Raw genomic sequence first — 26,043 nt, 5'->3', positions numbered from 1 at the left:
GTCATGCAGAAATTGATATCGTCCGTTGTAGGCCGGCTCGTCATAGCCGTTCCTTATCTGTGGCTGCTGATCTTCTTTCTCATTCCCTTCGTCATCGTATTCAAGATTTCCCTGTCTGAAGTCGCCATGGCAATTCCGCCCTATACGCCTGCGTTCAATCTCTCGGCGGGTTGGCAAGGGCTCAGGGAGAGCTTCGCCCAGCTCTCGTGGGACAATTATATTTGGCTCGTGGAGGATCCGCTTTATTACAAAGCCTATCTTTCCAGTTTGCTCATCGCCGCGGTTTCGACCGTTCTGACGCTTATCATCGGCTATCCCATTGCATACGGCATGGCGCGCGCGCCCGCGACGATACGGCCGACGCTGTTGATGCTGGTAATCCTGCCGTTCTGGACCAGCTTCCTGATCCGCGTCTATGCATGGATAGGCATCTTAAAGCCTGAAGGTCTGCTCAACCAGTTCCTGATGTGGGCGCATGTGATCGACACGCCGCTCAATATTCTCAATACCAATACGGCGGTCTTTATAGGCATCGTCTATTCCTATCTGCCATTTCTGGTTCTGCCGATTTATTCGGCGCTGGAAAAGATGGACTACTCGCTGGTCGAAGCAGCCGAGGATCTTGGCTGTCCACCCATACTCGCCTTCTGGAAAATCACCTTTCGCCTGTCGATGCCGGGCGTCATAGCCGGGTGTTTCCTGGTTTTCATTCCTGCGGTCGGTGAATTCGTCATTCCTGATCTCCTCGGCGGATCGCAGACCCTGATGATTGGCAAGACGCTGTGGAACGAGTTCTTCTCCAACCGCGATTGGCCGGTTTCCTCCGCCGTCGCTGTTATCCTTCTGCTGTTGCTGGTCGTGCCGATCGTTCTGTTCCAGCGTGCGGAAGCGCGGGCGCAGGAAAGCGAGAAATAAGATGAACACCACCTGGTCCCGCTTCAACATTGCCTCCCTGGTTTTCGGTTTCGCCTTCCTTTATCTGCCGATCGTCCTTCTGGTCGTCTTTTCGTTCAACGAATCCCGGCTCGTCACCGTGTGGGCGGGGTTTTCGACAAAATGGTACGTCTCTCTCTTCCACAACCAGAGCTTTATCGATGCGGCTTGGGTAACCATCCGCGTCGGTCTCGTGTCGGCGACTGTCGCCACAATTCTCGGAACACTCGGTGCCTTGGCCATGACCCGCTATACGCGCTTTCGCGGGCGCTTGTTATTCTCGGCAATGATCTACGCACCGCTGGTCATGCCGGAAGTCATTACGGGCCTGTCGATGTTGCTGCTGTTCGTTGCCATCGGCTTCGACCGCGGCCTGTGGACCATGACCCTCGCACATATCACCTTCTCCATGTGCTTTGTCGCCGTGGTCGTGCAGTCGCGATTGGTGACATTTGACCGCTCGCTGGAAGAAGCGGCGATGGATCTGGGCGCAACCCCGGTAACGACGTTCTTCAAGGTAACGCTGCCGGTGATCCTGCCGGCGGTGGTCTCTGGTTGGATGCTTGCCTTCACCCTTTCGCTGGACGATCTGGTCATTTCCAGCTTCACCTCGGGGCCAGGTGCGACGACCCTCCCGATGCGTATCTACTCACAGGTCCGGCTTGGCGTGACACCGGAAATCAACGCCGCCTGTACCATCCTGATTGCCATCGTCGCAGTCGGAGTGATCATTGCATCGATCGCCAACAAGCGCCGTGAGGTCCAGAAGGCACGCGACGAACAGGCCGCTGCACGGAACTGACAACCCTGGACAACTTCCGAGCCTGAGATAGCGCCTCGAATGCAACTCTGCGTTCGTTGTTGCCCACATCAAACCAAGCAATAGATGAGAAATGGCGTTAACGCGCAAACGGTTTGATGGCGAAGCAGCAACACCGGGCCAGCGGTGTATCGGGGAAGATAGGCTCCCCCGACTGCGGCAAGAGCCTTGCCTCAAACTTGGAGGTGAAACTATGCGGTACATGCCGTTTAGCGTAACCCTTATCTTAAAGAAAACCCGGACGACCTGGTCAGTGACCGTCCGGGTTCACGTCTTTAGATAAGGAACGGAGGGTGGGCGAAAGCTCATCCTCTGCCCCAAGACTATAACATCTTCTCGCGAGTTTCCAAGAGCGGCCCCCTGACGACTTTCGTCTACTGGGAAATGATTGGTGAGATAAACGGATTGTCCCAGGAACCGCCTATGAAAAAGCGCGTGTGATTGACCGTCGGCTCCGGCTTGGGTACGTCCGGCGCAGCGCCTGCTGCCGGTGCCGGAGCGGGAACGCGGGCCGCGAAGTCACCTGTGAGCGCCAGACTTTTACCGATCAGCGTCACGATACCGGCAAAATTCAGAGTGCCCGACTTGGTCTGGATTTGCGCCGTCTCCAGAGCCGCCACTCCATCCATGATATTCGCCTTGGCCTCGAACTTGTCGAAGGCCAGCCAGGCATCTGTCTTCTCGTTGAGGCTGAAGAAGCGGTCCGTCTTGGCCTTGCTCAGGAGGCCGTTGAAGTCCAGGCTACGGATCTGCCCACTGCCGAAGCGCATGGACAGCGTTCCCTTGGCATTGCCGAGTGCTGTTGACCAACGCGATATCGGACCCTTCAAGACAAGGGACATCGTTCCCTTGCCAAGTTGGAAGCGATCGCCAAATCCAAGCAAGGAGGCGATCGAAGCACTGTTCACATCTGTGCCGTTGAGGCGCAATTCGCCGGTCGTTGCGCCATCCCCCTCATCGGCAAGCTGGAAACTTGCAGCAACCGAACCATCGAACGCCGAGGCCTCGCCGATGTCGAACATGGCGCGACCATTGCGGATTTGTGCCGTCGCGGCGACCTTCGAGAGATCGATCGTCCCGATCGTTGCTTTTTGTGTGGATACGCGCAGGTCAAGATTGAGCTGCTTCAGAAAACCACTGTCGATAACCGTGTCGGAATCCGCGGAACCATCCGGCAAGGGCATGAAACCTGAAAACACCGAATGAATGTCGAGCGCTTCGAAGGCAAGCGTGCCGGTGATGCTGGGTGTTCCCTGATTAAGCACGACTTCGATGATACCCTTCGCGGGATTGTCGTTCAGCGTTGCCGTCAATCCGTCCAGTTTCATGCGCGTAGCGGAACCGGAGACGGATGCATCTATTGCGAAGCTGCCGATCGGCGCGCCCGGAATAGTCGCCATTCTCGACCATTCGAGCGTGCGTCTCAGGGATGGCGAGGTTAGCGACAGCGTTCCTTCGAAGAACTGATCCTTGGAGACATTGGCCGAACCGTTGAATGACAGCGTCAAGGGTGTCGAGCTGAGATTGACCTGCAGAGGGCTGGTGCCGCCAGCCAGAAGCAACAACGCCCGCGTGGCCGAACTGTCGATTTCCGTTTCTTCGCCGTGCCAGATGGCTTTGCCCTGGAAACTCGCAACGCCCGAGGTCTGCGGCCAGTCAAAAACGCCGCTGATGCTCGATATCTGTTCTTCGGCGCCGTTGATTGGCCGCTTGAAGGTGACCGTCGCGTCTTCCAGCCGCACACGCCCGAACGGCTGCGACGATACGGTGCTCATATCCGGTTTGGCGGGATTGGCTTCAACAGCAGCGCGCGCTTCCCGGACGACATCGCCGATCCGGCCATCACTCTTGGCAAGGGCCTCGCCGATCTCGGAAAGGCTTTTGATCGGTTCGTCGATGACAAATCTTGGCCGCACGATTTTGGTTTCAGTAAATTCGATATTGCCCAGTAGCGCGGAAAGAAGCGACAGGTCGACTTCTATCCTCTCAGCTTGCATGAAGGGTGCCCCTTCACTCTGCCACGGGTTGCGAATGGTGATATCGCCTAGCGAAGCGGTGAAAACGGGAAAGAAGGATATCTGTGGCGTCTGACGGGACTCGACGCTATAGCCGGTCCAGTTGCTGATTTCCTGGATAAGCCTCGCCCGAATCAGATCCGTACTGACGAGGTAGGGCAGGGCCGCCAGAACTCCCACGGCGACGAGAGCCAACATCAAGATCGTTGCGAGAAGGTTCCTTGGCCTGTACCAGGACATGAGCGTTTCCGATTTCAATCCTTCCAGCTGCCTGCTGTAAGGATTTTTGCATTGCCTTCCACGGTTTAGCGATCATGCGGGGCAATTCAAGCCGGTATAGCTCGTTTGCGGTCAATTTGTTAGATCGGTGGATGTCTACTCAGCGAGCACGCGCGTCGAAGGAAATGTTATCTCGACCATTGTCCCGCGACCCGGATTGGAGTCGATCGTGAAATTGGCGCGGTTTGCTTCAGCCATTGCCTTGGTCAACGGCAAGCCAAGGCCGGTACCATCGCTGCGGGAATGCTTGGGCGTCGTGATCTGCTTGTAGGGCCGCAGCGCCTGCTCGACCTCCTGCCGTGTCATGCCGATGCCGGTGTCCCGCACGCGCAAAAGCACATCGCCGCTCGCCTCATAGCTCGTGGAAACGATAACCTGTCCACCCGGCCCCGTAAATCGGATCGCATTTGACAAGAGGTTCAACGCGATCTGGGTGATCGAACGATGGTCTGCGACAATGTCGGGCAGCCGTGATGTCAGGCTGGAGCGGATGATGACACGCTCGCGGTTCGCCTGTGGCTGCATGATCGCAACGGCTTCCGTCAGCGCTTCGTTGAGCGAAACCGCCTCGAAATCCATCTCGACGGCGCCGGCTTCGATCTTCGAGATATCGAGAAGGTCGTTGACCAGCGACAGGACATGATTGCCGGAGCGACTGATATCGTTCAGATAGTCGCGGTAGCGTTCGCTGCCGATAGGGCCGAACTTCTCGTCCGCCATCAATTCGGAGAAGCCGATGATGGCATTGAGCGGTGTGCGGATTTCATGGCTGATGCGCGCCAGAAATTCGCTCTTCTGGGCCGACGTGCGCTCAGCCTCACGGCGGGCGCTGGTGAGCTCTTCTTCGGCGCGCTTCCAGTGGGTGATGTCGCGCAGGACAACACAGTATCCCTTGGAGGCGTCCAGTTTACCGATGGTCATGAACAGGGGGATGAAGCGGCCTTGCGCTTCACGGCCGATCACCTCGCGCCCGTCATTGAGCAGACTGGCGACGCCATTTTCTGAAAGACTGTTCAGATAATCCATCGCCGCGCGCTGGCTTTCGATGGCGAAGAGCATGGAGAAGGCTTTACCGGTCAACTCCTCCGGCTCGTAGCCAAAGAGCGCAGCGGCGGAATGGTTGACGGAGCGAATTGAACCGGCGGAATCGAGCAGGATCACGCCGTCCGTCGCCGTATCGAGAATAGCGTTGAGCTCATCGATGCGCGTCTGCAGGAGTTGTCGTTCGCTCACCTCGAAATGATCGGCAGCCGGGGTTTGCGGCGACAATGCAAGCAGCAGCGCGCGCTCGCCATTCTCGGTTGCTTCGTCCCAGCGGACCGCCTGCAGATGCGCCTGCACCCGCATCACCGAACCATCGCTGCGCCGCAGGTTCATGCCGGCTTCGTCGTCATCGCCGCTATCGCCAGCTTCATCGGCGAAGAGGATGCTCAAGCCGCCCGCATCGTTGATCGCTTCGGCAGACGCATACAATATCTTCTCCAGCAGCGCGGGATTTGCATATAGTATCTGGCCGTGACGGTGGATCAGCACCGGTAAGGGCAGGGCGGCAAGAATGGACGTATCGACGCCCTGCCGTGCCTGTTCACGAATGTCGACAGCAAAATCCTCGGGCCGGGCGAGTTCGTCCTTGTTATCGCTTTCCGCAACGGCATAGCCCGGACCGACCACTTCCGCATCCGGAACCTTGGGCTTCATCGTTGAAGCCGGAGGTGCAGCAGGTAGGGGCTCTGCATCGCTACTGCTCTTCGGGCCATCACCCAGCACTTCACGGCGCAGCCTTTCGGCAATTTCGCGAAAAGCATTGCGTTCGGCATCGTTGAGCCGTCCGTCGTCGCGTGAGAGCCGTTGCGTCTTGAGCGGAATGATATTGTCTGTTGTCTCCGGCGTGATTTCCAGCGCGGGTTTTTCCCCGTTGAAAACGTCTACGGCAGCACTCTGCATCTCTGTCCGTACGTCGTTCAATATCTTGCCGGCGCCTTTCGGATCGGCTGTGACATCACCCATGCGGGCCACGCCAAATCCCCTGAAACCCAGGAACACCCGGTCACGCGAATAGATCGGCAGCGCAGCAAGCTCGATCGGCACGCGCAGGTCGGTGCCTTCGATAGGCCATAGCACCGTCCGTCCCGACCAAGTATCGCGGCGCTCGAGAAGCGCGGCGATTTCCTCATTGTCGTCGAACCCATGGCTCGCCGCCACGTGCCGGAAAGGTCTGCCGATGATCGATGCCGATTGCGGTCCGACAGCGGTGGAGAACTCCGGTGATATCTCGCTGAAATTCGCCTGTGCATCGACCTTCCAGACAAAGCGCACCGGCGTCTCGGACGGTACGTATTGGAATACGCCCGAAGGTGTCTTCGAGTCCTTGAATGATGGCTCAAGCGCAAGAGAAGTCTGGGGCTCTGCCGCTGTCTGATCCACAACCTGCGCATCGGCAATGGGCGCGTCGGGCACAACGGCAAGTTCGTGCTGCGGGTCGTCAAGCTCGCTTGCCTGCCTGTTTACAATCTCCGGCTCGATCGCGAACAACAAATGCATTGCGGGGCTGTCCGTCAGTCTCGCAATGCCGGCGGGTATGGCGCCCTTCGCCGTCTGTACCGGGCGCTTTACCAGGCGGTCGCGCTCGAGCCGCACCTCGCGTACGAGATCGCCGAGGATCTTGTCGTTGAATTCGAGCCTGGCAAACTGCTGCGATGCGGCGATCACGCCGCCATTGGCGTCGATCATCGCCGCATGCGTTGTCCGGTCGCCAAAGCCCTTGATTGCCAATGCGGCGACCTGCTTCCCTGAGCTTGCCCGATCAGCATTGGCCATGGAGAGAAGAATGGCCTGTTCGCCGCGCGGCAGTGTCAGATCGCTCGCCTGGAATGTCAGGATGCGGCTGGAAAGCCCGAAGGCAACGCGCAACGAAACCGTGCGTCCATGACCGATGGCCGGGAAGCCATCCAGCGCCATGAGCTGCCGCCGTGCCTGTATGCCGAGCACTGCTCCGCCACCGAGTATCTCGTCGATCGACGCATAGCCAAGCATCGACGCACCCTGGCCATTTGCCCAGATAACGTTCTGCAGATCCTGCGATATCACGACGAGCGCATCGCCATTGGCAAAGTGCTCGCGGATCTCGTCGCGAACGGCGATGTCGATGAATGGATAAGTTCCAGACGCCATATGTTGACCAGCATGCTCCGATCGAACAGTCGCATCCTCGCGATGTTCTTAAGACTTTGTTAATAATGATCCAGCCGTCACTCGTCCACTCGCAGCCCTCTATCTTACATGTCTTTCTCTTGGTTTAGTTAACTTCCATCGCAGCAATACAACCGTCCACATAATAATTTCGATTTAGAAACAGGTACACGATTGTGCACTGCAAAATAAATGTTGCAACGCACCATATTTTGGATTATATAGAAGTTATCAAATCAGCTGCAGAGGCGAACGACCATCTGCACCAAGGAAGGAACCTGTTATGAGCAAGACCACCAAACAGACTGCCGATGCGTTCTCGATCCCTACCTTCGATGCAACCGCTGTAACCGACCAGGTTCGCGAATTCACCGAAAAGGGCGTTGCTCAGTCCAAGGAAGCTTATGCCAAGATCAAGGATCAGGCCGAAGCTGCCCAGAAGACGCTTGAAACCACTTTTGAAACTGCTCAGTCGAATGGCGCCGCTCTTTCGCTCAAGGCATTGGCTGCATTCCGTGCCAACACCGAAGCCGGCTTCGCTCACATCGAAGCGCTGATCGGCGTGAAGTCCTTTGGCGAAGTGATCGAACTGCAGAGCGCATTCGTTCGCAAGCAGGCTGAAGCCATCTCCGGTCAGGCCAAGGAACTCCAGGCTGTTGCTTCGAAGGCCGTTGAAGAAATCTCCGCACCGGTCAAGTCGGCTGTCGAGAAGGCAATCAAGGACGTCAAGGTCGCTTAATCAGCAACTTGACGGAAGAAATACCCCGACGGCACTCCTCCTCCCGGCCGTAGGGGAAGCAAGACTTCATGGCTCCTCCCGCCTGGTCTTGCGTTGATGGAAAAAGGCCGGATCCTCCCCCGGCCTTTTTCTTTTTTTAGTTTCTGGCTGTCTTTGTTGCATCGAACACTTGCAAAAAGCGTCAATCCTTCGTATGTGACGCCTGTCAAAAATATGACGGTATGCGGTCGTAGCTCAGTTGGTTAGAGCGCAGGATTGTGGCTCCTGAGGTCGGTGGTTCGAGCCCACCCGTCCGTACCATTTTTCAATAATCATCCCGTCCAATTTGCTCTAGCTTCCATGGCCTGTTCGCTTTGCGATGAAACGGGCAATCGCAGGGCCCGTCAAAAGCACGATGATGAACCGCGATGTTTGCATTGCCATGACGAAGGCCACGTCGACATCGCTGGACGCCGCAATGATCGCAACGGAATCGGCGCCGCCGGGACTGGTCGCCAGATAAGCCGTCAGCGGGTCGACGTCCGCCACCCATACGAGCATGGCGGCAATTCCTCCGCAGATAGCAATCAAGGTCACGATAGAGGCGACGACGCGGGGCAGGGCACGCGCCGCATGAACAAGGATGGGTCGTGTGAAGCGCGAGCCAATATTCCAGCCGACGAGCGCATAGCTCGCGGCAAGTAGCCAGGGCGGCAAGACGATCTCCATCATACCTGTGTTCTGCAGGACCACACCCACGACAAGCGGTACCAGAAGCGGCCCGGCGGGGATGCGCAGTCGCACGGCGAGCGAACTTCCAAGCCCTATGAGTATCAAGGTTTGTGCAAGACCAAGCCAGGGAATGGCCGGGAACCAGACGATTTCTGGCACCGGAGCCACTGGTCCTGTGACCCATATGCTGGATACGGCCGAGGCGACGATAGCCACAAAGACCACGCGTAGATATTGCATGAATGCCACCAGGCGGATGTCCGCACCAAAGGCCTCGGCCATCAGCGTCATCGCCGAAGCTGCACCGGGAGATGAGCCCCAGATGGCGGTCGTACCGGGCAGGACCTGCCAGCGTGTCAGCAACCAGCCGAGCGCGTTGCTTGCCAGAAGAACGGAGCCGATCACCACCAGAAAGAGGGGCCAGTCGTGCAGCATCTCGGCAAGCGCTGCGGGCCGAATACTGAGCGCGATCAGGCAGCCGATCACGCCTTGAGCGAGAATGAAGGGACGCATCGGCAGGCGGATCGAACCGCCCCCTGCCGCAACGGCAATGGCTGCAGCCATCGGCCCAAGCAGAAGTGCCGCCGGCAGATGCGTCGCATGCAGAAGCAGGAAGAACAGGACCGACAATCCGAGCAGAATCGCCCATTGCAACCCCATGCTGCGGCTGCTCAGTCCTCCACGCAAGTATCGGCTCATCCACTTCGGAACGATCATCGGGAACCGTTGGAGAGTCGGGAGAGCCACTGCGTATAATATTTGAGAGGACGTTGTCGAAGCGGCATACATGAGCGGAGCTTTTCGCCATTGTGGAAGCCATCTGGAAAAGCATCACTAACTATCATCGCCCCAATGTCCCACCAGCCTCAAACAAAGTTGGCCGCAGGATAATCTTCTGTTGCGCGCCGTCCACCCCTGTTTAGCGTATTTGAAACTTGGAAAAATCCGCGGAACTGTTATGTTGGAGCTTGGAGCGGGGACAGACTTTCGTCCGCCCCCATTCCTCATTTCATAAAATGAACCCGGAACGAGACTTGCCAGCCTGTCCGGGTTCTTTTTATGACGAGGGTAACGCTATATGGTTTGCACCACATCGCTTTACCTCCAAGTTGGAAGCAAGGCCGTTGCCGCGGTCGAAGTGGCCAATCGCCTTCGATGCACCGGCTGGCTCGGTGCAGACTGCTTCTGCCTCCAAACTGAATGCTCTCAGTTCATCGCTTGCTTCACGAGCCAAGGCAACGAACGCCAAGTTGAAACGCTTTGCAAACAATCGGTTGCACGGTTGTCCTTCAGCGTTCAGCGAAAGAGCCAGAAACACAGGGCATTTGAAACTTGGAAAAATCCGCGGAACTGTTATGTTGGAGCTTGGAGCGGGGACAGACTTACGTCCGCCCCCATTCCTCATTTCATAAAGTGAACCCGGAAAGACATTGACCAGCCTGTCCGGGTTCTTTTTATGACGAGGGTAACGCTATATGGTTTGCACCACATCGCTTTACCTCCAAGTTGGAAGCAAGGCCGTTGCCGCGGTCGAAGTGGCCAATCGCCTTCGACGCACCGGCTGGCTCGGTGCGACTGCTTCTGCCTCCAAACTGAAATGCTCTCACTTCATCGCTTGGTTGAGGCAACGGCGCCACGAACGCCCGGTTGAAACGTTTCGCTGTTAGGCGGTTGCGCAGTTGTATGAACGGCTCACACTGTGCCGATTTTTTACTGTTTGCGGCCCTTGATGTTTCATGCGAATGAAACGCCATGCGCATATTGCTCGTAGAAGACACGCATGATGTGGGGGAGGCAATCGCCAGGCGTTTCGAGGCGACAGGGCATGCCGTCGACTGGGAAACCAATGGGCGGGATGCAGCCGATATCATCGATTTCACCGAATATGCGCTGATCATTCTCGATGTCATGTTGCCGGGCATGGATGGCTTTGAAATCCTCAAACGCATCCGCAAATCCGGCAATGCGGTTCCCGTCCTTGTCCTGACCGCCCGGTCTGAAATCGACGACCGGGTTGGAGCGCTTGATCTTGGGGCGGACGACTATCTGGTAAAGCCGTTTGACTTCCGCGAATTGGAGGCGCGGGCACGCGTCCTGATGCGCCGCCACACGGGCGGCGAGGCGACCAACCTGATCAAATGCGGTGATATTGCCGTCGATCGCGGAACGCGATCCGTTCACGTCGGCAAGCGCGAAGTACAGTTGAAGCGGCGTGAGCTGACCCTGCTCGAAGTTCTCGTGGCCCGGCCGGGTCGCGTCTTCAGCAAAGACGAATTGCTCGATCAGATCTTCGGTTTCGATGAAGCAGCGAATGCCAATGCGATCGAACTTTATATAGGCCGTTTGCGCAAGAAACTGGAGGGTGCGAAAGCGCATATCGTCACCGTACGGGGGCTCGGTTATCAGCTGGTAGCTGGCGATGCGCCCTGAAGCCCTGCAGCACGGCGCGTCTCTGTTCGGGCGTCTCGCCCGGCGCATTTCGTTTGTCCTTTTCATTGGCGCTGCGTTACTCGTTACTGCCGCCTGGTACTATGCCGAGACTGCGGCGAACAAGGCCTATGATCGCCTGCTCGTTGGCGCGGCGTTCCAGATGGCGGAAAGTCTTTCGGTCGAGGATGGTGTACTGACCGCTCGTCTGCCGACCTCTGCGTTCGAGCTGCTCGGCCTGGCTGATCGCGACCGGATTTTCTACCGCGTCATCGATACGCATGGCCAGACCCTGACCGGGTATGACGATCTCAAAACACCGACACCACTGGAGCGCGCGCAAGATCCCCTGAGCGTGGAAGAGGGCGTATACAAGGGTGAGCCTGTGCGCATCGCCCATGCGACGCGGGTCCTTGCCGATCCTGCAGTCTCTGGTCGTGCCTATGTCATCGTAGCCCAGACGAATGAGGCGCGATTGGCGTTGACCCGCGAGCTTACATTGCGCGCGACGATCCTCGTCTTCATTATGAGTCTGTTGGCTTTCGCTGGTGCCATGCTGGCGATCCGCTATGCGCTGCAGCCGGTGGAACGGTTGGGGACGGAGGTTCGTGGCCGCGATCCGCATGATCTGACGCCGGTTACAGTCGACGTGCCGCGTGAGCTTGATCCCTTTGTCGGTTCGATCAACCATTTCATGGGAAGGCTCAATGAACGCGTCGATCTGTTGCAGCGTTTTATTGCCGATGCCGCACATCAGATACGCACGCCGCTGACTGCGCTGACGGCGCAGATCGATCTTCTGGGGGCCGGCAAACTCGACAAGGCGGGCCGCCAGCATTTCAATCGGGTCAAGGAAAGGACAAGCGAACTCTCGCGGCTGACCAACCAGTTGCTCAGCCACGCGATGGTGATTCATCGCGCCGATTCTGTTCAGCTGGAGCCGATCAGTCTTGTCGATGTGGCAAGGCGCGCCTATCGGGTCGCCGTTCCGGTCACGGTCGATCCCGATATCGTCATTTCTTTCGAAGCGCCGGATGACCGGCCCTTCGTGCTCGGCGACGCAGTCAGCCTGCGCGAAGCTATTGTCAACGTCATCGACAACGCTTTGCGGCACGGCACTGATCAGCGGCTGGAGGTGCGGGTACGCGCCAGCGACACGCAAGCCTTTGTCGAGGTTGAGGATGATGGTCCCGGCATCCCGCCGGAAAGCTGGGAGAAGGCGACGCAGCGCTTTGCCACGTCGAAATCGCATGAAGGCAGCTCAGGTCTTGGCTTCGCCATTGCCCAGGAAGTGGCAAATGCCCATGGTGGCACCTTGAGCTTCCGCGCCCGCGATGAAAAAGGCTTTACCGTGGTTCTGACCGTGCCGCTGTTCAAGGGAGAGGCGAAATGATCCGGGTGAGTTTCGCGCTCTTGGTGGCTGGTTTCACCGCCGCACAAGCGTTGGCTGCTGAGAACAACAAAACGCTGTTTCCAGCGGTCCAGCCGGGCGCAGGCACGCTGACGATCTACTCGACGACAGACCTGGTCGCGATAAAACCGCTGATCGAGGATTTTCAGAAATCGTCGCCGGATGTGTCGGTTGACTACAACGAATATCTGACCAACGAGCTGAATGCCTTGGCCAGCGAGGCCTGCCGCAAGCAGGAACCGCTCGGCGATCTGCTCTTGTCGTCATCGGTCGACCAATTGCTCAAGCTCGCCAATGACGGCTGCGCCGCGGCGCATACGTCGCCCGAAACCCTTCGCGTCGCAGAGTGGGCCAATTGGCGTGACGAGGTCTTCGGTTTTACCTATGAGCCGGCGGTTTTCGTCTATAACAGGAGCAAGGTGCCACCGGCCGAAGTTCCACGTACCCATGTCGAACTCGCCGACCTTTTACGGGAGCGGCTCGACTATTATCGCGGCCGTGTCGGCACCTATGATATTCGCCTGTCCGGGATCGGTTATCTTCTCGCCTTCAATGATGCGCGGCAAACGACGACCGTCTTCGGCCGCCTGCTGGAAAGCATGGCGCGTGCGTCCGCTGTGGCCCGTTGCTGCACCGGCGAAATCCTGGAAGAGGTCGCCAAGGGCAATCTCTACATCGGTTACAATCTGCTCGGTTCCTATGCCTACGACGCCGCCCAGCGTCACCCGGAATTGGGCGTGGTGGTGCCGCGCGATTATACGCTCGTCTTGAGCCGTGGTGCGCTTATCCCGAAAGGTGCACAGCGAGCAGATCTCGGCGCACGGTTCCTTGATTATCTCCTGTCAGAGCGTGGCCAATCGGTGGCGCGAACCAATGCGTTCTATTTCACGGAAAGTGGTGAACTGCCCCCCGGCGTCGATGGTCCGCAAAATTTGAAAGAGTCCGGCGTTGCCCAGCCGATCCGCATCGGCCCGGCTCTGCTCGCGGTGCAGGACAGGGCACAACGCCAACGTTTCATCGAGGATTGGTCGCAATCCTTGATTGAATTGAACAGTCCTGCGTGGATGCGCGAATAGAAAACCTGATTTTGAATGGCGGATCGCAATACCGGGACAGTTTCTCTGCAAGAATATTCAATTCTCACATAAGAAGACCCGATTCCTGACGCATGAATCATCGAATCCGGAACGAAATTTTCAACTCTGGCGAGAAAAATGGTTGTGGCGACGCGAAGTACTAAAAGAGCGAGCCCTGTGAACCAGCCGGAGTAGGGGGCTTTTTGGCAGGAGCGGGACGCTCTGTTTTCGGCTGCGATCGACGTTCTTCACCATCTTTCGCGACAGCTTGTACGTCACCGTCCTGGAACTTGAGGGTAAGGTCATCGCCGCTTGCAATAGCCCCCGCTCGCTTGATGGGCGTGCCTGATTGGTCAAGGACAACCGCGAAGCCACGTTCCAGAACCCCTTGATATGACAGGGTTTTCAGCAGGCGCTCGAGTTCGCCGCTGCGCCGTTTGGCGCCGTCGATCAGCAGATTGACGGCCTGGATCTGACGCCGGTCCAGCTGTTGCAGATCCTGGCGGTCTCTTTGTGCCAACCGTGCGGCAGGTTCAATCGAAAGCCGTGCGGCTTGCCGGTCAAAAACCGCGCGCCGCTGGTGCAGAAAAGCTGCAAGACAACGCGGCAGCTGACTGTCCAAACGCTTGATTTCAATCCGCTTTTCGCGAATTTTCTGTTCAAGGAGCCGCGGCGCTAATTGCCTGGCGCAGCCGTCGAACTCGCCGCGTTTCTTCTGCGTATTCGCCTGTAAGGCACGGCCCAAACGGCCTGCGGTTTCATCGAAATGCCGGCGTGGAAGTGCAAGCAACTGGTCCGCCGAGGGCAGGGCACGGGCAAGCGCCCGCTGCGCCTGACGACGGCGGTCGAGATAGCGCGACATGCCGGAAGCGAGCCGGGCGCCAAGCATCGCGACCTGTGCCTTAAGGTCTGCCTTGACCGGCACAGCCATCTCCGCAGCACCAGTTGGCGTCGGTGCGCGAACGTCCGCGGCAAGGTCGATCAGCGTCCAGTCGGTCTCGTGACCGACGGCAGAAATGATGGGAATTTGCGATGCGGCGACGGCGCGCACGACGGCTTCATCGTTGAATCCCCAAAGGTCTTCAAGGCTGCCACCGCCACGTGCTACGATCAGGACATCGGGACGAGGAAGAACGCCGCCTCGCTCTAACCCATTGAAACCATTGATCGCATTGGCGACTTCAGCGCCAGAAGTCTCGCCCTGCACCCGTACCGGCCAGACCAGAACATGCAGCGGGAAACGGTCGGTGATGCGGTGGATGATGTCGCGGATTACAGCGCCGGTCGGCGATGTGACAACGCCGATAATGCGCGGCATGAAGGGCAGTCGTCGCTTTGCTGCGGGATCGAAAAGTCCCTCCGCACCAAGCTTGCGCTTGCGTTCCTCCAACAGTGCCATCAGCGCGCCGGCGCCGGCAGGTTCCATCTGCTCGATGACGATCTGGTATTTGGACGAGCCCGGATAAGTCGTCAATTTGCCCGTAGCGATGACCTCCATGCCCTCTTCGGGCTGGAAACGCAGCCGGCTCATGGCGCTCCGCCAGATGACCGCCTCTATACGTGCCTTGTCGTCTTTCAGCGAGAAGTAGGCATGGCCAGACGAATGCGGGCCGCGATAGCCCGAAATCTCGCCGCGAACCCTTACGTGCCCGAAAGTGTCCTCGACCGTGCGCTTCAACGCGCCGGAGATTTCAGAGACAGTATATTCGGCAACATTCGATGCAGATTCGGGCTTTTCGCTCATGCGCTATTCCTAGTCCCCCTGCCGTCAGGGTCAAGTCTCGGCAATCCTCGATTGCACCATTGCAAGCCTCAGGAATTTCGCCTATCCGCAAGAGTTGGAAAAAGGGGAATCCACATGCCAGCAGATATTGGCGCTACTTCCAAGGGTTGGAAATTACGTCATTATCTTCCGATAGGGGCGCTCATGATTGCTGCCGCTGCAGCGATCCTGCTGTGGATGGGCCGCAACCCGATATGTACTTGCGGCACAATAAAGTTGTGGGTTGGCGAGACGAATTCACCAGATAATTCACAGCATATCGCCGATTGGTACACGCTCTCGCACATTATCCATGGCTTCCTGTTCTATGCTATTTTCTGGATTGTCGCCCGTAAATTGCCCCTCGGCCAGCGCCTGCTGATGGCTATCGTGGTCGAGGCGGCCTGGGAGATTTTTGAAAACACCGACATGGTCATCAATCGCTACCGCGAAGCCACGATCGCGCTGGGCTATGTCGGCGACAGTGTCCTGAATTCCGTCAGCGACATATTGTTCATGGTACTAGGCTTCTTCTTCGCAGCCAGAGCTCCTCTCTGGCTGACGATCATGCTGGCGATCTTCTTCGAGCTGCTGGCTGGCTGGGTCATACGCGACAACCTAACCCTGAACATCGTCATGTTGCTCTATCCCCTGGACGCAGTGAAGGCATGGCAAGGGGGAATGTGATCACCAGCCAGGGACGAGCTCCGCTGCACGGACTTGCCGGAGACGCTGATTGGCCATGATCGGCGCCGAAGCTTGGCTCACGCTGACGGGAGAGGGCATCGACAGATTGTCGAGACTTTCGACAATGTGCTGTGCCAGCGCATCGACAATCGCGGAGGGCTTGGTGTGGCCGCGCATGATGCCGATGCCGAATTCCGGCAAGCGGCCAAAACCGTCGGCCTCCGTCAGAACGCGCATTCCCGGACGCAAGGCGCACTCGGGCAGGATCGAGACAGCAAGGCCCGCCAGCACGGCCGCCGCCAGGACGGTAGCCGACCAGCTTGTAAAGAGAATGCGGTAGTCATGGTGCATGCTGTCCAGAACATCCACCGCGGCAGCGCGCCAGATACAGGTCGGGCGACCGACTGCCAGCGGAAGTACTTGTTCTTCATGCACATTATGGTGGGCTGAGGTAACCCAAAGCAGCTGTTCGCTACGCACAACTTCTGAGCGCCGCTGCTCGTCGCACTGCGTTACGAGCGCAATATCGAGTTGACCCTTGCGGATCATCTCGTCGAGGTTGACGGTGGGCTCGCAGACGACTGATAGCTCGACGCGGGGATTGGAACGGGAAAATCGAGCCATGATTTCCGGCAGAAACCTGTCGGCATAATCGTCTGGAGTGCCGATGCGAATGTGTCCCTGCAGCTGCGTATCATCAAAAGCTGCAATGGTTTCATTGTTAAGCTGCAGCATCCGCCGTGCATAGGCCAGCAGGCGTTCGCCATCTTCCGTCAGTCGATTGGTGCGGCCATCGCGCTCGAAAAGCGATTTTGAAACGCGCTCCTCCAGCCGGCGCATCTGCATGGACACGGCGGATTGTGTCTTGTTCACCTTGTCGGCAGCTCTTGTAAAACTGCCCAGGTCGGCGATAGCCGTGAATGTCTGCAACTGGTCGAGATCAAGTGGTGCGTTCATGGCAATGTTCCCGGAATGGCTGATCCATCATTATTATTGAAGGTTTACATTAAAAACATTCGTTTGAATAATCAATTATTATGCATCATTCTGCAAATGTTCAGGAAGCGTCGGTGTCCTACGAGTGGTTCGAGGGATAACGCGGCGTGGTGCGCGGAAAATGGTTTTCGCGCGGTTTAACTTTCTTGATCGCCCTTCAAAAGGAGTAACGGCGATGACGACGACAACGAGAATGACTGAAGTAAACGGTTTCACCCGCACGATCGCAACCTTTGCGTCGCAGGCTGCCAACTTTGTCAGGCAAGTAATCGTCGCACGTCGTAATCGCAAAACGATCATGAGCCTCGGCGAGTGGAATGACGAAATGCTGCATGATATCGGCGTCACCCGTGCCGATCTTCATTCTGCGATTGGCACCTCGCTTCTCGATGATCCGAGCGAAAGACTGGGCGCATTGGCCGATGTGCGGTCGCGTGTTCGCGCCGCCCGCTCGATCATCTGAGGCTGACGATTTGACTGTTTAGCAGGCGCCCATTCGCGCCGGAATCCCCTCCCGGCGTCCCGCCTGCCTCCTGCCCGGCCCACACTGCTCATGCAAGTGGCCGGGCTTTTTTCTTGCCTGCTCTTCAGCGGTATCGATCCATACCGCGCTTATACTGGTCGAAGATGGATTCCAGACCTTTCTGATACTGATCGTTCGTCTGCTTACCCGTATCGAACATCTGGCCGAGTATGTCCTTCAGAGGATTGTCCGAAGGGGCGGAAGGCGCCGTTCTTTGCTGGGCTTGCGGCTGTGGTTCGGGCGATTGCGGTGCTGGACGCTGCTGCCCACCACCACCGAATATTTCTCCGAAAATCTGGCCCAGGGGGTTGTCGCCAAACGGATTTTGCCCCTGCGCTGTCTCTTGAGGTGCATTATCCTGAGGCATGCCACGCGGCGTTGGTGTCTGCTGTGCTGCGGGCCGACCAGCGCCCTTCATCATTTCCTCGAATATTTTCCCCAGCGGGTTATCTCCGAACGGGTTTTGTCCCTGCGCCGTATCCTGCTGAGGCGTTGCGTCTTGGGGAGCTCTGCCACGGGGCGCCGGAGCTTGCTGCGCCGCACCACCAGCACCTTTCATCATCTCTTCGAATATTTTGCCAAGCGGATTGTTTCCCATCGGATTGCCCTGGCCTTGCGGCTGTGGCTGCCCTGATGCACCTCCACCGAGCATGCTTTCCAATATCTGTCCCCATGGGTTGCCGCCTGCGCCAGGTGCACTTTGCTGGGGCGCGGACGGTTGACCGCCGCTCTGGCGCATCATCTGCTCGATGAGGTCGCCGATAACATTGCCACCGCCAAGTCCGGCCGCAGCAAATTGGCCGGTCGATTTCTTGTACAGACCACCCATCATCATGGAGGCGACCACCGGCAGCATCTGTTTTAGTGTATCCGCCCCAACTCCGGAGACTGCCGAAGCATGATCGGCAACGGCTCGCGACAGGTCTTTCGACCCGAAGAGTTGATCTAGAACATTCTTGCCGTTGGCAACGCCCATGGGGTCAAAAGCTGCTTGGGGATTGTCAAAATAATTGACCTGCCGACCCGATGAGAGCGTTTGAACGAAGCCGCCAAAGCCCATTGGATCGGCGGCATTTCTCTGCAAACCCTGGGAAAATGCGGGCATCAATGCCTCAAGGGCGGCAACGGTTTGCTGCTGGGAGAGATTGAACTGGTTTGAAAGGGCATCGACTGCTTGTCCGCCCTGTGCCTTCAAAAACATGTCTACGAGATTCATGGCGCCGATCCTCCTCCGGGCTGATGCGCGAAGGGAGATTAGCGCCGTAGTAGTCTGGACTTCAATGCTTTTCTACTACTGGAAATATTTCGCCAGATTGTTGCGAATACGCTGCAGCGGATCAACTGCTGGATCACCGGCCTCAAATTTCCGTTCAGTGATCTTTTCATAGGCCTGAATATAAACCTGCGTCGTCGCGTCGATCACGTCTTCCGGTATCTCCGGGATATCGTCCTTGTAGGGATCGCATCGTTCCACGACCCAGTTACGCACGAAATCCTTGTCGAAACTGACCGGCCGCTTGCCGGGTGCATAGCTGTCGGCAAACCAATAGCGGCTGGAATCCGGTGTATGGATTTCATCGGCCAGCACTATGTTACCTTCATCGTCGGTGCCGAATTCATATTTCGTGTCAGCAAGGATCAAACCGCGGCTTGCGGCGATCTCCTGACCCCGCGCGAAAAGCTTCAGCGCGTAGCCAGTAATCGTTTCCCACTGCTCTTTGGTGAGAAGCCGTTGTTTCAGGATTTCCTCAGCAATCAGGGGTTCGTCGTGGCCGCCATCGAAGGCCTTTGAGGTCGGCGTGATGATCGGCGCTGGTAGCTTTTCATTGTCCTGCATCCCATCGGGCAGGGTGAAGCCGTACATTTCACGCTTACCTGCCTTATAGAGCGTCAGTATCGACGTTCCGGTTGTTCCGGCAAGGTAACCGCGCACGACGATTTCAACCGGCAGGATGGTCAGCTTGCGGCAAACCAGAACATTTGGATCTGGATATTCGATGACGTGATTGGGGCAAATATCCTGCGTCTGTTCAAACTGGAAGCGCGCCGTTTGCGTCAGCACCTGACCCTTCAGTGGTATGGACGCAAGAATGCGGTCGAACGCGCTGATGCGGTCCGTGGCGATGATGATGCGCCTGCCATCCGCAAGGTCGTAATTCTCCCTAACCTTGCCTTTGTAGTAGTTCGGCAATTCTGGAATGTAGGCTTCGGACAGCGCTTTGTATTTCGGCATGGTTCAGAAATCCGCACGAATGATATGGCTCCCGCATAACACATATGGCGGCCGACGGGAGTCACAATTGTAATGCTTGTCTCAACGTCCGCCAGTTACGTCAAGGATGGCCCCGGTTACATAGGATGACTCGTCACTCAAGAGCCACACAATGGATTGGCCGACTTCATCGGCAGTACCAGCACGACCGAGTGGAGCGGTAGCCCCAAGACGCTGCGCCCGGTCCGGTTGGCCGCCGCTGGCATGAATATCGGTCTCGATCAGTCCCGGCCGGATAGCGTTGACGCGGATACCTTCCGCTCCGACCTCCTTGGACAGGCCGATAGTCAGCGTATCCATGGCACCTTTCGATCCCGCATAATCGACATATTCGCCTGGTCCGCCGAGCCGAGCGGCCGCAGAGGACAAGAGAACGATCGAACCGCCATTGCCACCCCGTGAACGGGCGAGGCGGCGCACGCCCTCGCGTGCGCAGACATAGGCGCCAAGCACGTTCACGTCGAAGATGCGGCGCATACGCTCGATGTCCATATCCATCAGTCGCGAGCCAGGAGCAACAATGCCCGCATTCACCACGACACCGTCAAGAGTGCCGAGTTCGGCCACCTGTTCGAACATGGAAATAACATCGGATTCGACGGCGACATCGCCTTGAATGGCTTTTGCCTTGCCGCCCGCTGCAATGATGGCCTCAACCACTTCGTCGGCAGCGGCTTTATTGCCCACATAATTGACGCCCACCGACCAACCCCTCTGACCTGCAAGAATTGCCGCTGAGCGGCCGATGCCGCGGCTGGCGCCGGTAATCAGAATGGTTTTGGTCATGGCCGATCCTCGAGTTGACTAGTAAGCGTATTCCAGAAATGCCGGCTCAACGGAACTGCCCCAAGCAGTATTATACTGCGACAGCATCTGCTCGGCCGATGTTGTTCCACGCGCAACAACTTCCTCCAGCGACGAGAGATAGTGCGTCTCGTCAAAGCCTTCGCTGTTGAGCTTTGCCCGGTTCTTCAGGCCGAGACGCGAAATCGCCAGCACATCACGTGATATTTCGTGCACCGACCGATTACGCACCATGGCGCGCAGGCCTTTCGCCGGAACCTCGTCGCGCAGCGCCTGTACTTCCGGGTAGGTCCAGTCATAGGTCATGGCCTCTGCTGCATCCAACGCCTCGGCATCGTAGAGCAGCCCAACCCAGAAGGCTGGGAGCGCGCAGATGCGCCGCCAAGGTCCGCCATCGGCGCCACGCATTTCGAGGAAGCGCTTCAGTCGCACTTCCGGAAACAGGGTCGACAAATGATTTGTCCAGTCGCCCATGTTCGGCGTGCCTTCCGGGATGGAATCCTTCAGAGCGCCGTTCATGAATTGACGGAATGTCACGTGGGTACAATCATGATAGCGGCCGTGACGCATGACGAAATACATGGGTACGTCGAGTGCCCATTCGACGTAGTCGGCAAAGCCGAAATTCTCATTGAAGATGAACGGCAGAACGCCCGAGCGATTGTTGTCCGTGTCGCGCCAGATGTTGGAGCGCCAAGACAGAAGCCCATTCGGCCTGCCCTCGGTGAAAGGCGACATGGCGAACAGGGCCGTCGCGATGGATTGCAACTTGACCGAAACCTGCATCTTGCGGCGCATATCCGTTTCGGACGAGAAGTCGAGATTCACCTGGATCGTGCAGGTGCGATACATCATGTTCAGGCCGTCCTTGCCAACTTTCGGCATATAGTTGGACATGATGTTGTAGCGCGATTTCGGCATGCGCGGCGTTTCGGCAAGCGTCCATTTGGGACTGCCGCCAAGACCAAGGAAGCGAATGCCAAGTGGCTCGGCGATTTCGCGCACCTGTGCCAGATGTGCGTTGGATTCGCGGCAGGTCTGATGAATAGTGAGAAGCGGTGCACCGGAAAGCTCGAATTGTCCGCCCGGCTCCAGCGAGATTGCACCCTGACCAGTAGGCTCGACAAGGCCAATGATATTGCCTTCGTCGAGGATCGGCTCCCAGCCAAGCTTGGACTTCATGCCTTCCAGGATCGCACGAATTCCGCGCGGGCCTTCATAGGGAACCGGGCTGTTGTCTTCCGTGTAAAATGGGAACTTCTCATGCTCGGTGCCGATGCGCCAGTCGGACTCCGGTCTCGATCCCTGAGCAAGATAGGTAGCCAGTTCCTCAGTGCCGGAGATCGGTGTTTCGTCTGTCGTATCGCGCGCCATGGATGGTGCTTTCCGAGATGATGAGATTGTCGCGCGTGATTGACCGTTTTCGCGCAGGAGCGCAAGCAAATTTCGCTTATGGTCTCATCAAGAGTATTTGTAACTCACCAATCGCCTATCGTCGCCTGAATCAAGGCGAGGGCCACAACGGCAGCTGTATCTGCCCGCAGGATGCGCGGACCCAGTGGAATAGCGGTGACAAAGGGCAGCTTTCGCAAGGTTTCGCGTTCCTGGTCGGAAAAGCCTCCTTCCGGACCGATGAGGACACCAAGCGGGCCGCGCGGGAGCGATTGCAGCAGAGGCAGGGGATTGTGTGTGTCATGTCCCTCATCGCAGAAAATGAGACGACGCTGAGTGTCCCAGCCCTCAAGCAGCTTTTCAAGCTTTGCAGGTTCACGCGTTTGCGGGATGGCCAGCACGCCGCATTGTTCCGCTGCTTCGATCGCGTTGGCCTCGATTCGCTCGGTCCCGATGCGGGAAACTTGCGTATGCTGGGTAATCACCGGCTGCAGAACGCCTGCGCCCATCTCCACCGCCTTCTGGACCAGATAGTCGAGCCGGCCCTGTTTCAACAGTGCGAAGCAATAGAGAAGATCCGGCGCGGCGGGCTGTTGGCGAGTCTGTTCCAGCGGCTCAAGGAACAGCTTTTTCCTGCTTTCAAATCGCAATGCCGCGCGCCACTCGCCATCACGCCCGTTGAAGACGAGGATTTCGTCACCGTCCTTCATCCGCAATACATTGGACAGATAGTTGACGGCCTCCGGACCTGTCTCTGCGCGCTTCCCGGCAGCAAGATTTGCGGTGACGTAGAGCCGCTGCATTTTGTAATTTGCGCGCATTGAATAACCGAAGGTTGGATTTAGCTGAGCGGAGGCAGGCGGCGCTTGACCGGGGACGACTTGACAATAGAAGTGTTTGTCTCTGCCCTTTCCGATAAACGGTCGAGTATCGTGTCGAGTTGTTCCATCGTCCGGAATTGTAATTTACCAACGAAGCAATCGTCACCTGTGACCTTGTCGCATTCAGTTATTTCCGGCGTTTCCTGTATCAGCTTTTCGACCATGTGCAGCATGCCAGGCAATGGCCTGACGCGTACAATGGCCGAGAGGCTGTAGCCGAGAGCGACGGGATCGATGTCGATCGTAAAGGCGCGGATCACTTTTTTCTCTTCAAGACGTCGTAACCGCTCGGAAACACTCGGCGAAGACAGGCCCACCTGATTGCTAAGCTCCTTTAGCGATATACGCGCATCATTAACAAGAATCTCGATGATAGTTCGGTCAAGATCATCAAGCATAATTTCCTCCTAAGGCCACTCGTTTGTTTCGCCTCAAATAAGAAGGTAAAGCGCGAGTTTTGCCTTTCGCGACATATATCAAATTCGCCACTTGGCGCATACCCTCGGCAAATCAACAAAAGGTGTTCGACATGGATAAAGATGTGTTGAGGGGCAGTGCTGAAATGACTGCCGCCATGCTCATATCAGGGACAATCGGCTGGTTTGTATTGATTTCAGGTCAACCGGTCCTGTCAGTGGTGTTCTGGCGCTGCGCCATTGGTGCTGTGACGTTGCTCGCTGTCTGCGGGGCACTCGGATTGTTGCGACGTGACGCCATTTCGCTGAAACTCTTCGGGCTCGCCGTTGTTGGCGGAGTAGCAATCGTGTTGAACTGGGTTCTGCTTTTTGCCGCTTACTCACGCGCATCCATTGCCATCGCCACCACGGTGTATAACGTCCAACCGTTCATGCTGGTTGGTCTGGGCGCATTGATTTTCAAGGAAAAACTCACTGCTACCAAGCTTTGCTGGCTGGGTTTCGCCTTTGCGGGGATGCTGCTCATCGTCCAGGCCAAACCTAGAGGCGCCTATAACGGCTCCGACTACATGATGGGCATTGCCCTGTCGCTCGGTGCAGCCTTTCTCTATGCGATCGCCGCCATAGTGGCCAAACGCCTGAAAGGCATTCCATCACACCTCATCGCCCTCATTCAGGTCTGTGTTGGCGTCCTGATGCTTGCACCATTCGTTAGTTTCGCTCAATTGCCGCAGAGCACGGGCGAATGGAGCAGTCTCATCACGATAGGTGTAGTCCACACCGGCCTGATGTATATCCTGCTCTATAGCGCAATCCAGAAACTGCCGACGCACATCACGGGCTCGCTCTCCTTCATCTATCCAATTGCTGCGATCTTGGTGGATTATATTGCGTTCGGACACGCCTTGCAGCCGAGCCAGCTGGCCGGGTCCGCTGTCATTCTGCTTGCTGCCGCGGGCACGAGCCTCGGCTGGACATTCCGCAGATCAGTTCCGCTGGGTGTCAAGGCCTAATGCGAACGAGCGGGTCATAGCCCGCCCTCAATGCCAGGACGGTGGAAGGCGGGGTGAGGAGCATAACATCGTGGCTGGGCGGATCGGATGGTGCGTACCCCTGCCAAGACCAAAGATATGTCACCCCTTCTTTTACAAAATAGGCATCTTCACCACTGGCAATCATCGTGCCATTCGGCAAATCCTGTATTTGACCTTCGATGGGATGTCGCCGTTTCCTACCCTTTGCATCCAGCCGCTCACTATGCAGGACGGCGTCCATAGCAGGTGCAGGCTGGATTGATGTTTTATACCCGTCAGCCCACGCCGCCTGAAAGGCTTTCGCCCGTTGCCGCTGGCAATAGAAGCATGGCCGGTGTCCCGCTGCGAGCGCTGTCGCCTCGTCAAAAAAGAACAACTCGGTCCAGCTTCGGCGCGCCATCACCTCGCGGCGCACGCCTTTGAATTCGCAGACGCAGATGATCCAGGCTCGCGTCGTCCATTGACGCTTGAGCAAGGTACGCGTGGCGGGGTCGTGGATGATCCCGCGATTTCCCATCAGCGCGCCACGATATGGCGCAGCAACAATATCGCCAAAAGGTGTGACGCGGTTCTGCAAGGTCATTTGACAGCTTCCGACTCTCTAACGCGCATGCTATCCGAGAACTCCTATTATTGCGATCATCAGGCAGGCTGCATGCGTGTTCTCGTCGTTCAGAATTATCAGAATACAGGTCTCGGCCAGGTTGGACGTGCATTGGAGGAGGCAGGCGTTGAAGTTGATCTGCGTCAGCCCTATCTTGATGAAATCCTGCCAAACGACGATTCCGATCACGATGCGCTGGTCATACTTGGCGGCGACCAGAATGCCCTTGCCGATGACACTCACCCCTATCTTCCCGAACTGGCACGGCTCACCAAACGTTTCGGTGATGCCGACAAGGCGGTCCTTGGAATTTGCCTGGGCAGTCAGCTTGTCGCGCGCGGCCACGGTGCAGAGAACCTTCTGGGACGTCCGGCTGAATTCGGTTGGCACGAAGTGACCGGAACTGTTGAAGCGAAGTCCGATCCGGTTCTTTCTGCTGTTCCGCAAAAGTTTCCGATCTTTCATTGGCACAGCGACACCTTTACGCTTCCTGAAGGTGCGGTACACCTCGCTTCAAGTCATATGACCCGGAACCAGGCATTTCGTATCGGCCGTGCCGTCTATGGCATCCAGTTTCATTTCGAGGCCGATACCAAGCTCGTTGACGAGTGGAGACATGTTTTCCATGACCAGATCAAAAATCTGAATCCCGATTGGCTCGCCAACTACGGCACTTATCTCGAGCGTGACGGCGCTGCAGCAGATGCGGCCGGCCGGGCGCTCGCTCGCGCTTGGGTGGCGCTGATTTAGGCCTACATCGCGATTTCGTTGCAACTTGGCAACAACCTAATTCCGAATCCGATGGGATGTCGGGATTCAGGTGAAGCGTGTCTCCAATTCACTAGTTGGTAATAATTGCGTCCTTTATTGGCCACACTGGTTAACTGGCATGAAGCCAGACCGATAGAAACCGATGGAAACGCCCGAAATGACCACCAAGAGTGCTGCACTTTTAACTGCCGTGATGCTCTCAGCCATCCTGTTCATGGGCGCAGGTCTGTTCTCGGTAGATGCCGGCAGCCCTACGGTTTCCAGCGACGGCTACGGCGTGAGCACCTCTTTCCGCTGATAG

23 protein-coding genes and 1 tRNA gene are annotated in these 26,043 nt (G+C 57.2%); 12 read left to right on the top strand and 12 right to left on the bottom strand.

Annotation, left to right across the window (positions count from 1 at the left end):
• Positions 1 to 3: 3 nt before the first annotated feature.
• Entirely contained in the window at positions 4 to 915 is a 912-nt protein-coding gene (locus tag N8E88_RS13520) for an ABC transporter permease subunit (protein ID WP_262294116.1), read from the top strand.
• 1 nt (position 916) lies between these two features.
• Positions 917 to 1,735 carry an ABC transporter permease gene (locus tag N8E88_RS13515; protein WP_114428288.1) on the top strand — a complete coding sequence of 273 codons (819 nt, stop codon included), beginning with the start codon at positions 917 to 919 and terminating at the stop codon, positions 1,733 to 1,735.
• A 392-nt stretch (positions 1,736 to 2,127) separates the two neighbouring features.
• On the opposite strand, the gene N8E88_RS13510 is transcribed toward N8E88_RS13515, so the two are convergent.
• Both N8E88_RS13510 and N8E88_RS13505 read right to left on the bottom strand, forming a co-directional pair.
• Complete coding sequence (locus tag N8E88_RS13510) at positions 2,128 to 4,008, bottom strand: AsmA family protein (protein ID WP_262294115.1); 1,881 nt, start codon at positions 4,006 to 4,008, stop codon at positions 2,128 to 2,130.
• 135 nt (positions 4,009 to 4,143) lie between these two features.
• Positions 4,144 to 7,218 carry a PAS domain S-box protein gene (locus N8E88_RS13505; RefSeq protein ID WP_262294114.1) on the bottom strand — a complete coding sequence of 1,025 codons (3,075 nt, stop codon included), beginning with the start codon at positions 7,216 to 7,218 and terminating at the stop codon, positions 4,144 to 4,146.
• Positions 7,219 to 7,519: 301 nt separating this feature from the next.
• Between N8E88_RS13505 and N8E88_RS13500 the strand changes: the two genes are divergently transcribed.
• Together N8E88_RS13500 and N8E88_RS13495 are read left to right on the top strand one after the other, a co-directional pair.
• Positions 7,520 to 7,975: a phasin gene (locus tag N8E88_RS13500; protein ID WP_209997910.1), complete on the top strand. Its 456-nt coding sequence runs from the start codon at positions 7,520 to 7,522 to the stop codon at positions 7,973 to 7,975.
• Positions 7,976 to 8,198: 223 nt separating this feature from the next.
• Positions 8,199 to 8,275, top strand: a tRNA-His gene (locus N8E88_RS13495).
• 30 nt (positions 8,276 to 8,305) lie between these two features.
• On the opposite strand, the gene N8E88_RS13490 is transcribed toward N8E88_RS13495, so the two are convergent.
• The gene (locus N8E88_RS13490; protein WP_262294113.1) at positions 8,306 to 9,346 is read right to left on the bottom strand and encodes an AbrB family protein; all 1,041 of its coding nucleotides are present in this window, start codon (positions 9,344 to 9,346) and stop codon (positions 8,306 to 8,308) included.
• 1,092 nt (positions 9,347 to 10,438) lie between these two features.
• On the opposite strand from N8E88_RS13490, the gene N8E88_RS13485 reads away from it, so the two are divergent.
• From N8E88_RS13485 to N8E88_RS13475, 3 genes are read left to right on the top strand one after another with little or no spacing between them, the layout of a single operon-like run.
• Positions 10,439 to 11,116 (top strand): response regulator transcription factor, encoded by a 678-nt coding sequence (locus N8E88_RS13485; RefSeq protein ID WP_262294112.1) that lies wholly within the window; start codon positions 10,439 to 10,441, stop codon positions 11,114 to 11,116.
• Entirely contained in the window at positions 11,106 to 12,506 is a 1,401-nt protein-coding gene (locus tag N8E88_RS13480; protein WP_262294111.1) for a sensor histidine kinase, read from the top strand. Before N8E88_RS13485 ends, N8E88_RS13480 begins: the two co-directional genes overlap by 11 nt.
• Positions 12,503 to 13,600: an ABC transporter substrate-binding protein gene (locus N8E88_RS13475; protein ID WP_262294110.1), complete on the top strand. Its 1,098-nt coding sequence runs from the start codon at positions 12,503 to 12,505 to the stop codon at positions 13,598 to 13,600. The genes N8E88_RS13480 and N8E88_RS13475 overlap by 4 nt, the downstream gene beginning before the upstream one ends.
• 160 nt (positions 13,601 to 13,760) lie before the next feature.
• On the opposite strand, the gene xseA is transcribed toward N8E88_RS13475, so the two are convergent.
• Complete coding sequence (gene xseA / locus N8E88_RS13470; protein ID WP_262294109.1) at positions 13,761 to 15,344, bottom strand: exodeoxyribonuclease VII large subunit; 1,584 nt, start codon at positions 15,342 to 15,344, stop codon at positions 13,761 to 13,763.
• 114 nt (positions 15,345 to 15,458) lie between these two features.
• Here xseA and N8E88_RS13465 point away from each other — a divergent pair, with 114 nt between their 5' ends.
• On the top strand, positions 15,459 to 16,049 hold the full coding sequence (locus N8E88_RS13465) for a DUF2585 domain-containing protein (protein ID WP_410010644.1): 591 nt from the start codon (positions 15,459 to 15,461) through the stop codon (positions 16,047 to 16,049).
• On the opposite strand, the gene N8E88_RS13460 is transcribed toward N8E88_RS13465, so the two are convergent.
• Positions 16,050 to 17,006, bottom strand: coding sequence for a LysR substrate-binding domain-containing protein (locus tag N8E88_RS13460; protein WP_106715502.1), 957 nt, complete (start codon positions 17,004 to 17,006; stop codon positions 16,050 to 16,052).
• A gap of 214 nt (positions 17,007 to 17,220) precedes the next feature.
• On the opposite strand from N8E88_RS13460, the gene N8E88_RS13455 reads away from it, so the two are divergent.
• Positions 17,221 to 17,508, top strand: coding sequence for a DUF1127 domain-containing protein (locus N8E88_RS13455; protein ID WP_181872324.1), 288 nt, complete (start codon positions 17,221 to 17,223; stop codon positions 17,506 to 17,508).
• Between the two features lie 124 nt (positions 17,509 to 17,632).
• Here the strand turns inward: N8E88_RS13455 and N8E88_RS13450 are convergent, their stop codons facing one another.
• From N8E88_RS13450 to N8E88_RS13425, 6 genes are all read right to left on the bottom strand, one after another.
• Complete coding sequence (locus tag N8E88_RS13450) at positions 17,633 to 18,784, bottom strand: DUF937 domain-containing protein (protein ID WP_262294108.1); 1,152 nt, start codon at positions 18,782 to 18,784, stop codon at positions 17,633 to 17,635.
• Positions 18,785 to 18,859: 75 nt separating this feature from the next.
• On the bottom strand, positions 18,860 to 19,801 hold the full coding sequence (locus tag N8E88_RS13445) for a phosphoribosylaminoimidazolesuccinocarboxamide synthase (RefSeq protein ID WP_262294107.1): 942 nt from the start codon (positions 19,799 to 19,801) through the stop codon (positions 18,860 to 18,862).
• 81 nt (positions 19,802 to 19,882) lie between these two features.
• Positions 19,883 to 20,626 (bottom strand): SDR family oxidoreductase, encoded by a 744-nt coding sequence (locus N8E88_RS13440; protein WP_262294106.1) that lies wholly within the window; start codon positions 20,624 to 20,626, stop codon positions 19,883 to 19,885.
• Between the two features lie 18 nt (positions 20,627 to 20,644).
• The gene (locus N8E88_RS13435; RefSeq protein WP_262294105.1) at positions 20,645 to 22,018 is read right to left on the bottom strand and encodes a glutamate--cysteine ligase; all 1,374 of its coding nucleotides are present in this window, start codon (positions 22,016 to 22,018) and stop codon (positions 20,645 to 20,647) included.
• Positions 22,019 to 22,122: 104 nt separating this feature from the next.
• Complete coding sequence (locus tag N8E88_RS13430) at positions 22,123 to 22,857, bottom strand: 16S rRNA (uracil(1498)-N(3))-methyltransferase (RefSeq protein ID WP_262294104.1); 735 nt, start codon at positions 22,855 to 22,857, stop codon at positions 22,123 to 22,125.
• A 20-nt stretch (positions 22,858 to 22,877) separates the two neighbouring features.
• The gene (locus N8E88_RS13425; protein ID WP_262294103.1) at positions 22,878 to 23,315 is read right to left on the bottom strand and encodes an Lrp/AsnC family transcriptional regulator; all 438 of its coding nucleotides are present in this window, start codon (positions 23,313 to 23,315) and stop codon (positions 22,878 to 22,880) included.
• A gap of 131 nt (positions 23,316 to 23,446) precedes the next feature.
• On the opposite strand from N8E88_RS13425, the gene N8E88_RS13420 reads away from it, so the two are divergent.
• Positions 23,447 to 24,346, top strand: a complete 900-nt coding sequence (locus N8E88_RS13420; protein ID WP_262294102.1) for a DMT family transporter — start codon at positions 23,447 to 23,449, stop codon at positions 24,344 to 24,346.
• Here N8E88_RS13420 and N8E88_RS13415 read toward each other — a convergent pair.
• Entirely contained in the window at positions 24,336 to 24,950 is a 615-nt protein-coding gene (locus N8E88_RS13415) for a hypothetical protein (RefSeq protein WP_262294101.1), read from the bottom strand. The genes N8E88_RS13420 and N8E88_RS13415 overlap by 11 nt on opposite strands.
• A gap of 72 nt (positions 24,951 to 25,022) precedes the next feature.
• On the opposite strand from N8E88_RS13415, the gene N8E88_RS13410 reads away from it, so the two are divergent.
• On the top strand, positions 25,023 to 25,721 hold the full coding sequence (locus tag N8E88_RS13410) for a type 1 glutamine amidotransferase (protein WP_262294100.1): 699 nt from the start codon (positions 25,023 to 25,025) through the stop codon (positions 25,719 to 25,721).
• Between the two features lie 178 nt (positions 25,722 to 25,899).
• Positions 25,900 to 26,040, top strand: a complete 141-nt coding sequence (locus N8E88_RS13405) for a hypothetical protein (RefSeq protein ID WP_262294099.1) — start codon at positions 25,900 to 25,902, stop codon at positions 26,038 to 26,040.
• Positions 26,041 to 26,043 lie beyond the last annotated feature (3 nt).

It is taken from the genome of Phyllobacterium zundukense (assembly GCF_025452195.1).
GTDB lineage: Bacteria > Pseudomonadota > Alphaproteobacteria > Rhizobiales > Rhizobiaceae > Phyllobacterium > Phyllobacterium zundukense_A.
The sequence above is the reverse complement of the archived record's forward strand: the minus strand, read 5'-3'. Positions and strand labels throughout refer to the sequence as shown.